Source organism: Frankia sp. Hr75.2 (assembly GCF_949319125.1).
Classification (GTDB): domain Bacteria; phylum Actinomycetota; class Actinomycetes; order Frankiales; family Frankiaceae; genus Parafrankia; species Parafrankia soli.
This window is the reverse complement of record NZ_CASGGV010000220.1, coordinates 1-591: the sequence shown is the minus strand read 5'-3', so window position 1 is coordinate 591 and position 591 is coordinate 1. Positions and strand designations below refer to the sequence as shown.

Annotated in this window: 1 protein-coding gene; it reads left to right on the top strand. The window is 70.6% G+C overall.

What is annotated here, in order from left to right; all coding sequences use genetic code 11:
• Window positions 1–591, top strand: a 591-nt coding sequence (locus AC559T_RS15390; protein WP_498869178.1) for a transposase, incomplete at both ends; no start/stop codon positions are given.

The window sequence follows — 591 nt, the reverse complement described above, 5'->3', positions numbered from 1 at the left end:
CCGAAGCCGAAGCCGAAGCCGAAGCCGAAGCGTTGCCGTTACGGCTGATCACGGACGTTCTCACCACCCAGGCGAGCGTCCCGGACGTGAAGGCCACCGAGACCGTCCAGCGCACCCTCGCCGACCGTGGCCTCACCCCCGCCGAGCACTACCTCGACGCCGGCTACTCCAGCGCCGACCTCCTCCACGACGCCGCCACCCGGGGCATCACCATGGTCACCCCAGCCCTCCTCGACCACTCACCCCAGGCCAAGGCCGGTACCGGCTACGACAAGGCCGCGTTCCGTATCGACTGGAAAGCCCGCCAGGCCCGCTGCCCGCAGGGCCACACCAGCACCGGCTGGTACCCCGTCCGCCAACACGACCGCGACGCCATCGTCGTCCAGTTCGCCCGCACCGACTGCCACCCCTGCCCCACCCAGAACACATGCACCACCTCCACCCGCGGCACCCGTTTCCTCAGCCTGCGCCCCCGCGAACTCCACGAGACCCTCGCCACCGCCCGCGCCGAACAGGCCACCGACACCTGGAAGACCAGGTACGCCCTGCGCGCCGGGATCGAGGGCACCATCAACCAGGCCCTCGACGTCA